An 8,754-nucleotide genomic window follows, 5' to 3' on the forward strand; every position below is an offset into this window, starting at 1 on the left:
TGATGACGTGTTTGCGCTATTAAAGCGTGTCGTGGAATTCCACAAGAACTTGTTCACACCATTTTTCGATGCGTTCATCACTCAGTTCGTACTGTGAGTCTTCATCTAACGCAAGTCCAACAAACTTGCTGCCATCTTCGATCAATGCTTTCGATGCTTCAAATTCGTAGCCTTCATTTGGCCAGTAACCGATAAAGGTTGCGCCTGTGGCTTGTAATTCATCGTGAAGTAAGCCCATCGCATCTAAATACCACTCTCCGTAACCTTCTTGGTCACCCAGACCAAACAGCGCTACAACTTTGCCTTTCAGTGGTGTGGTCGCGATGTCTTGCCAAATCGCGTTCCAATCTTCTTGAATTTCACCAAAATCCCAAGTTGAGATGCCAAGGAGTAATAAGTCGTAGTCCGCCATTAGTGATAACGGTGTCTCTTTCACATTGTGAATGTCGACAAGGTCTTCACCAATAAGGGTACGAATTTTCTCTGCTGCCATTTCTGTGTAGCAGGTCGTTGAGCCGTAAAAGAGTCCGATTTTCATTATATTCGTCGTTATTTGTGTTGCTGTTGTGGAAGATTCTAACCATAAATTGAGGAAGATTGCAGCGAATATCCTATGTGGGATGATTTTTTATGGTATTGGATTGGCAGGTGCTTTAATCTAAATACTGTAAATATAAACAGATAAGGAAGCATTCATGACGGCACAACAGCCTGTCAATCAACAAGATTTTTCGCTTGTTGAGCAATTCTTAGATGCGATGTGGATGGAGCGTGGTCTATCAGAGAACACGTTGGCTTCCTACCGAAACGATTTAATGAAGCTGCTCGTGTGGATGGAAAAACATCGATACCGTCTTGATTTTGTCAGTTTGTCTGGCTTGCAAGAATATCAAAGCCACCTTGTAGATTTAGATTACAAACAGACGTCTCGTGCGCGTATGTTGTCGGCGATTCGCCGTTTATTTCAATACCTGCATCGTGAGAAGGTGCGTGCTGATGACCCGAGTGCGCTTTTGGTTAGTCCTAAACTGCCACAACGTTTACCCAAAGATATTAGTGAAGAGCAAGTGGACGCGTTGCTCGAAGCGCCAGACCCGAATGACCCTATAGAATTGCGCGATAAAGCGATGCTAGAGCTACTCTACGCGACAGGGTTGCGTGTGACAGAGCTCGTCAGTTTGACCATGGAAAATGTTAGCTTGCGCCAAGGGGTGGTGCGCGTGACTGGTAAAGGTGGTAAAGAACGCCTGGTTCCTATGGGGGAAAACGCGGTCGATTGGATCGAGACGTTCATTCAACAAGGGCGCCCTGCGTTACTTGGTGATACATCATCTGATATTGTTTTTCCTAGTAAACGCGCAAGACAAATGACTCGTCAGACGTTTTGGCACCGTATTAAGTACTATGCTTTGATAGCAGGGATTGATACTGATCAGCTGTCGCCGCACGTACTGCGTCATGCCTTTGCCACGCATTTATTGAACTATGGCGCAGATCTCAGGGTCGTACAGATGCTTTTAGGACATAGTGACTTATCGACCACGCAAATTTATACTCACGTGGCGACTGAACGATTGAAGCAGATCCACAGTCAACACCACCCAAGAGCATAACAATGGTTAGATTCATCCATGTCTTCTTGGAAAAACGATTTTACATTAAGGTGAATTTCATGAGCGTATTACGCCGACTAACTCTGCTGACTTTACCATTTTTTGTTACCGCTTGTGGTGCAGAAGAAAGTCAGGCTCAAACGGAGACTCCTGCGCAACAAGTGGCGCCAGCTGCACAAAGCGGCTTTGATGAAGCAGCATTAAAAACTAAGTTCTCAAAGCTTGGTTTATCTATCGTTGATATTCAACCATCAGACGTCGCTGGCTTATTGGAAATTCAAACCAATGGCGGGATCCTGTTTGCTTCAAATGATGGTAGCCATTTTATCGCCGGTACGCTTTATGCCATTAATGATGATGGCAGTTACAAAGATGTCATAGCAGAGCGTCAAGCGCCGCTTAACGCCGAGAAAATTGCTCAGTTCTCCGATAGCATGATCGAATACAAAGCCGACGATGAAAAGTATGTTGTGACCGTATTCACTGATATCACCTGTGGTTACTGTGTGCGTCTGCATAGCCAAATGCAAGGCTATAATGATCTAGGTATTACAGTGCGTTACATGGCTTACCCTCGCCAAGGTGCAACTGGCCCTGTGGCAGAGCAAATGGCAACGATTTGGTGTGCTGAAGATCCGGCGTCGGCAATGCACAACGCGAAAGTGAATCGTACATTTGATAACCCTGCGAAAGACTTGAAACAGTGTAAAGAAACCATCCAGGCGCATTACAATCTAGGTCGCCAATTGGGTATTTCTGGTACGCCAGCAATCTTCTTACCGAATGGCGAAATGGTTGGTGGCTACCTACCACCTGCAGAGCTATTGAAACGTTTAAAGCAACTATAATCCTTTAGGAGCAGAGCCGGCAAAGTTGTCGGCTCTTTCAAGCATGATAGAAATTCAACGACGTCCTGAACCAGATCTTTCCCTTCTTCCTGATTCCATTCCTCCGATTCTTAAACGTATCTACATCAACCGTGGGATAACGGATCTTTCACAATTAGAAACGTCGGCCCGTGGGTTGCATTCATATCAAAAACTCGGGGGGATTGAGCAAGCTGTCGATCTTTTGTTTCAGGCGATAAAAGAACAAAAACGCATCATCGTTGTCGGTGATTTTGACGCTGATGGTGCGACAAGCTCAGCATTATCAGTACTCGCGCTGCGTATGCTTGGTAGTCACAATGTGGATTACTTAGTGCCAAATCGTTTTGAAGACGGTTATGGGTTAAGTCCAGAAGTCGTTGACCAAGCCTTAGAGCTTGGCGCTGAGATGATCATGACGGTGGATAACGGCGTCTCATCAATCGAAGGTGTGCGTTACGCAAAAGAAAATGGCATTACCGTGCTCGTTACCGATCACCACTTGCCAGGACAAGTGTTGCCTGATGTGGATGCAATGGTGAACCCAAACCTTGAGAGCTGTAGCTTTCCATCTAAAGCGCTTGCGGGTGTGGGGGTCGCGTTTTATCTCATGATGGCACTATGCGTTCATATGCGAAAACACAATTGGTTTGCAGAACAGGGGATGCAAGAGCCCAAGTTGATGGAACTGATTGACCTTGTTGCACTGGGTACCGTCGCCGATGTCGTTCCATTGGATGAAAACAACCGCATTCTTGTACACCAAGGTTTGCAACGTATTCGTGCGGGCAAAGCGCGTCCCGGCATCCAAGCGTTAATTGAGGTCGCTAAGCGCGATGCGCGTCGTTTAGTTGCGTCCGATTTTGGCTTTGCTTTAGGTCCACGTATTAACGCAGCAGGCCGTCTTGATGACATGTCTTTCGGTGTTGAACTGCTGATGTGTAACAACATCCACGCAGCTCGTCGCATGGCAAGTGAATTGGATGGCTTAAACCAGACTCGTAAAGAGATTGAAGAAGGCATGAAGCAAGAAGCGATGGCTTTCTGTGAGCGCCTTCAGTTTGGTGAAGGCAATGAGCTTCCTTATGGCTTAGCCTTATTCCAACGTGATTGGCACCAAGGTGTGATTGGTATTTTGGCTTCGCGCATTAAAGAGAAGTTTCATCGTCCAGTCATTGCATTTGCTGATGGTGGAGAAGGGACGATTAAAGGCTCGTGTCGTTCTATTCCGGGGCTACACATGCGCGATGCGTTGGATTTCATCGACACGCAAAACCCGGGTTTGATCATCAAGTTTGGTGGACACGCCATGGCAGCAGGCTTAACGATTAAAGAGCAGGATTTTGAGCGTTTCAGTCGTTTGTTTGATGAAGTGGTAAAAAAGGAACTCGATGAAGCGGCGCTAAAAGGCGTGATCATGTCAGATGGCGAACTTAAGCCGGAAGAGTTCTCTATGCATGTTGCTGAACAGCTGCGATCGGGTGGCCCTTTTGGACAAGCCTTCCCTGAACCAATCTTTGATGGTGAGTTTAAAGTACTGCATCAAAAGCTGGTGGGTGAGAAGCATCTTAAATTGATGTTAGAGCCGCTTTATAAAGGTCACCCTACCAATGTGATGATCGACGGTATTGCATTCAATGTTGATCTACGTCGATGGCCAGATGCATCGGTTAAAACAGTACGTCTCGCGTATAAGCTGGATGTGAATGAATTTCGTGGTAATCAATCATTGCAATTGATGATCGACCATATCGAAGCTAAGTAATACCTAGATCAACCTTTCTTATAGAGTACGGTTGCCCCTAAGTGGGCGTAAAATTTTATGACCGTGCTCTCTCTCACCGCAATCTGATTTCTCATCCGAAATTTTCCTGTATCTCGGTCACATTTTTCAGTAGAATTTCTCGGTTAAATTCTATTCTAAAATGTTGAGTAAACATGTTTGAAATCAATCCAATTAAAAACCGTCTGCAGGACGTGTCTCAGCGCACAAATGTCCTGAGGGGGTATCTTTGACTATGACGCGAAGAAAGAGCGTCTAGAAGAAGTCAACGCAGAACTTGAACAACCAGATGTATGGAACGAACCTGAGCGTGCGCAAGCACTGGGTAAAGAGCGTGCATCACTAGAAGCGGTTGTTGAAACCATTGATCAACTAGAGCAAGGTGTGGAAGATGTAGAAGGTCTTCTTGAGCTGGCTGTAGAAGAAGAAGATCAAGAAACATTTGACGAAATTGAACCAGAACTTGCTGAGTTGGAAGAGAAGCTAGAAAAGCTTGAATTCCGTCGTATGTTCTCTGGCGACCACGATAGCTCTGATTGTTACATCGATTTGCAAGCAGGCTCTGGTGGTACAGAAGCACAAGACTGGACTAACATGCTGCTGCGTATGTACCTACGTTGGGCAGAAGCGAAAGGCTTCAAAGCTGAAGTGATTGAAGTCTCTGAAGGTGAAGTCGCGGGTCTTAAGTCGGCAACAGTTCGCATCTCTGGTGAGTATGCGTACGGTTGGTTACGCACTGAAACGGGCGTTCATCGTCTTGTTCGTAAATCTCCGTTCGATTCAGGCGGTCGTCGCCATACGTCATTTGCTTCTGCGTTCATCTATCCAGAGATTGATGAAAACATCGACATCGACATTAATCCTTCCGACCTACGTATTGACGTTTACCGTGCATCAGGCGCAGGTGGTCAGCACGTAAACACCACGGAATCTGCGGTACGTATTACGCACGTACCTACGAACACAGTGGTTCAGTGTCAGAATGACCGTTCTCAACATAAGAACAAAGATCAGGCAATGAAACAGCTTCGAGCGAAGCTATTTGAGCTTGAATTGCAAAAGCAAAATGCGGAAAAACAAGCTAATGAAGACGCTAAGTCTGACATTGGCTGGGGTAGCCAGATCCGTTCTTACGTATTGGATGACTCACGTATTAAGGACCTCCGTACGGGCATTGAAAACCGTAACACTCAAGCGGTTCTTGATGGCGATCTGGACAAATTTATTGAAGCTAGCCTGAAATCAGGTCTATAAAGCTTTTCACCGACAAAAACAGGATACATCGAAAATGACTGATGCTGTTCAAAACGAAACTGTACTAGAAGAAAATAAGCTGATTGCTGAACGCCGCGCTAAACTGGATGCAATCCGAAAGAGCTGCAAAGCGAACGGCCATCCAAACGACTTCCGTCGTGACGCACTAGCGGGCGACCTTCAGAAAGAGTTCGGTGAAAAGACGAAGGAAGAGCTAGAAGAGCTTAACCACGTAGTAGCAATCGCTGGCCGTATCATGGCTAAACGTGGTCCATTCTTGGTAATTCAAGAAACTTCTGGCCGTATCCAAGCTTACGCTGACAAAGCGGTTCAAAAAGTACTTAAAGAAAAATACCAAGGTCTAGATATCGGTGACATCATCGGTGTTAAAGGTGCACTTCATAAGTCTGGTAAGGGTGACCTATACGTGAACATGGAAGAGTACGAGTTGCTAACCAAAGCACTACGTCCACTTCCAGAAAAGTTCCACGGTCTAACTGACCAAGAGATGCGTTACCGCCAACGTTACGTTGACCTGATCGTTAACGAAGACTCTCGTCAAGCGTTTGTAGTACGCTCTAAAGTAATGTCTGCAATCCGCAACTTCATGATCTCTAAGCAGTTCATGGAAGTTGAAACGCCAATGATGCACGTTATCCCTGGCGGTGCGAGTGCGCGTCCATTCATCACGCACCACAACGCACTAGACATGCCAATGTACCTACGTATCGCGCCAGAGCTATACCTGAAGCGTCTAGTTGTTGGTGGTTTTGATCGCGTATTCGAAATCAACCGTAACTTCCGTAACGAAGGCCTTTCTCCACGCCACAACCCAGAATTCACAATGATGGAATTCTACATGGCGTACGCAGACTACAAAGATCTGATGGACCTAACTGAAGAACTACTAAGCTCAGTGGCGCAAGAAGTTCTAGGTTCAACGTCAATGCCTTACGGTGATGAAACGGTTGAGTTTGGTGGTACTTACACTCGTATGAGCATGTTCGAAGCAATCAAGCACTACAACCCAGACCACGCGCAAATCCAAGCGCTAACAGAAGAAGACCTACAAAACCGTGATCTAATGGTTTCTATCGCGAAATCTGTTCACGTTGAAGTAGAACCTTTCTGGACATGCGGTCAGCTTCTTGAAGAGATCTTTGGTGAAACAGCAGAGCCTAAGCTAATGCAGCCTACGTTCATCACTGGTTACCCAGCAGATATTTCTCCGTTGGCTCGTCGTAGCGATGATAACCCGTTCTTTACAGACCGCTTTGAGTTCTTTATCGGTGGCCGTGAAGTAGCGAACGGTTTCTCAGAGCTTAACGATGCTGAAGACCAAGATGCACGCTTTAAAGCACAGGTTGAAGCGAAAGAGTCTGGTGACGACGAAGCAATGTTCTACGATGCAGACTACATCACTGCTCTAGAGCACGGCCTACCGCCAACAGCAGGCCAAGGTATCGGTATCGACCGTTTGGTTATGCTACTGACTAACACGCACACTATCCGTGACGTGATCTTATTCCCTGCAATGCGCCCGCAAGCGTAATTCGATAGGATGAGTAAAAAAACCACCTTCGGGTGGTTTTTTTTGCCTTTTAGTTAAGGTAATTCAAGTTGTTGCACTTGCCTTTTAATGGGATATGCAAATAAACATTCGCCAAATCTCAATCTATTGCATAGTCTTAATACTGAGACAGACGTGAGGGGGCGGAGTCTCGATAATGTTACCCGCTCGCAAAGATAAGTTTGTGGCACAAAATTTCTATTAACAATGAAAAAGGGTTAGAGAATGGCTGGGCAGTTTAAGATGGATTCCATCCCGGGATCGCTTGTGGTAGTTGGCGGTACTTATGAGCCTTGGTTATCGGTACTGGAGCAAGTGGGCTGGAAGTGTCACCAAGTAGGTGACTTACGCAAAGCTAATACGCTGTTAGAAGATATTGGTCCATGTATCGGTATTGTTGATCTCAGCCATGACGAGTTCAGCTTGAATGGTTTGGCGAACTTAGTCAGCTCTCACAAACACGTACGTTGGTTAGCGTTTATTCGTGAATCTCAGCTTGGCACTGACACCATATGCCAGTTCATTGTTAACTTTTGTATCGATTTTTTCACAGCGCCGATCCCAGATGCACAGTTATTAAGCACAATAGGTCACCAGCTTGGCATGCTTAAGTTGGAGAAAAAAGTTTGGCCTAGTTTTGGTAGCAGTTTAGATATGGGTTTGATCGGTGAATCTATCCCGATGAAACGTTTACGCGATCAAGTGAAGCGCATTGGTCCAACGGACGTCAGCATTCTGATTTCTGGGGAAAGTGGGACTGGTAAAGAGGCGGTTGCTAGGGCCATCCATAAAGTCTCTTCACGCTCTCATAAACCGTTTATGGCAATTAACTGTCGCGCACTCAATGAACAACGTTTCCAAGCTGAAGTATTTGGTATTAACGCCGATGAAGATATGGAAGCATGCCTGCTTGAACAAGCAGATGGTGGCACCGTGTTGTTTAATGACATTCTTACCATTTCAAAAGAGCAGCAAATGAATCTGCTGAGATTCTTGCAAGAAGGCACCATTGATACCAAAGATGGCGTAAAAGCGGTTAACGTGCGTATTCTTGCTGCTAACTCGTCGGATGTTGAAAAAGCTTTGATTGACGGTGACTTCAATGAAGAGCTTTACCATTACATCAACGTTCTGCGCATCAATGTCCCTAGCTTGAAAGAACGTGCGAGTGACATCGCATTGCTGGCTCGTTTCTACTTACAAGAGTTCTCAAAAGAGTACAACTCGCAAGCAAAAAGCTTTTCTGAGGATGCATTCAAGGCACTGACACGTTATTTCTGGCCTGGAAATGTGCGTGAGCTGATGAACCAAGTGAAGCGAGCGGTATTAATGTCCGACAGCGTAATGATTGAAGAGCATCACTTAGATTTACCTCAACGTAATGACTCAAAGCGCAGCTTGAAAGCAATCCGAGAGAAGAGTGAACGTGATGCGTTGCTGGTTGTTTTGGAATCTCATTCTGGTCAAGTTTCAAATGCGGCGAAAGAGCTCGGAGTTTCGCGTGCAACCATGTATCGACTACTTAATAAACATAACTTGATTTCCGAACAAGCCATGTAGTTGGCCTTTCCCTGTGTCAAATGGGCGAATATGACCCGTCCTGATATGGGTTGACACTTTTTAACTAAAACGCTCGATGTACTTCATCGGGCGTTTTGTATTTTAAAG

The 8,754-nt window shown here is 45.6% G+C and carries 7 protein-coding genes; 6 read left to right on the forward strand and 1 reads right to left on the reverse strand.

Annotated features, from left to right (window positions below):
- Positions 1-19: 19 nt before the first annotated feature.
- Entirely contained in the window at positions 20-538 is a 519-nt protein-coding gene (gene fldB, locus R7P74_RS08855) for a flavodoxin FldB (protein WP_005381790.1), read from the reverse strand.
- 157 nt (positions 539-695) lie between these two features.
- Here fldB and xerD point away from each other — a divergent pair, with 157 nt between their 5' ends.
- From xerD to vpsR, 6 genes are all read left to right on the forward strand, one after another.
- Entirely contained in the window at positions 696-1,613 is a 918-nt protein-coding gene (xerD, locus tag R7P74_RS08860; protein WP_225473435.1) for a site-specific tyrosine recombinase XerD, read from the forward strand.
- A 59-nt stretch (positions 1,614-1,672) separates the two neighbouring features.
- On the forward strand, positions 1,673-2,461 hold the full coding sequence (dsbC, locus tag R7P74_RS08865) for a bifunctional protein-disulfide isomerase/oxidoreductase DsbC (protein WP_005381786.1): 789 nt from the start codon (positions 1,673-1,675) through the stop codon (positions 2,459-2,461).
- Between the two features lie 43 nt (positions 2,462-2,504).
- A complete protein-coding gene (gene recJ / locus R7P74_RS08870; RefSeq protein ID WP_017821504.1) occupies positions 2,505-4,244 on the forward strand; it encodes a single-stranded-DNA-specific exonuclease RecJ in 1,740 nt (579 codons plus the stop codon).
- Positions 4,245-4,417: 173 nt separating this feature from the next.
- Positions 4,418-5,516, forward strand: a protein-coding gene (gene prfB / locus R7P74_RS08875) for a peptide chain release factor 2 (protein WP_100068604.1) whose coding sequence is annotated in 2 segments (ribosomal slippage) — positions 4,418-4,492 and positions 4,494-5,516 — 1,098 coding nt in all. Because the reading frame shifts where the segments join, the coding sequence is not laid out codon by codon here.
- 34 nt (positions 5,517-5,550) lie between these two features.
- Positions 5,551-7,068 carry a lysine--tRNA ligase gene (gene lysS, locus R7P74_RS08880; RefSeq protein WP_005382861.1) on the forward strand — a complete coding sequence of 506 codons (1,518 nt, stop codon included), beginning with the start codon at positions 5,551-5,553 and terminating at the stop codon, positions 7,066-7,068.
- A gap of 243 nt (positions 7,069-7,311) precedes the next feature.
- The gene (gene vpsR / locus R7P74_RS08885; RefSeq protein WP_225473436.1) at positions 7,312-8,646 is read left to right on the forward strand and encodes a cyclic-di-GMP-binding transcriptional regulator VpsR; all 1,335 of its coding nucleotides are present in this window, start codon (positions 7,312-7,314) and stop codon (positions 8,644-8,646) included.
- The last annotated feature ends 108 nt before the right edge of the window (positions 8,647-8,754 follow it).

The sequence above is a fragment of the Vibrio sp. 2033 genome, from assembly GCF_033339735.1.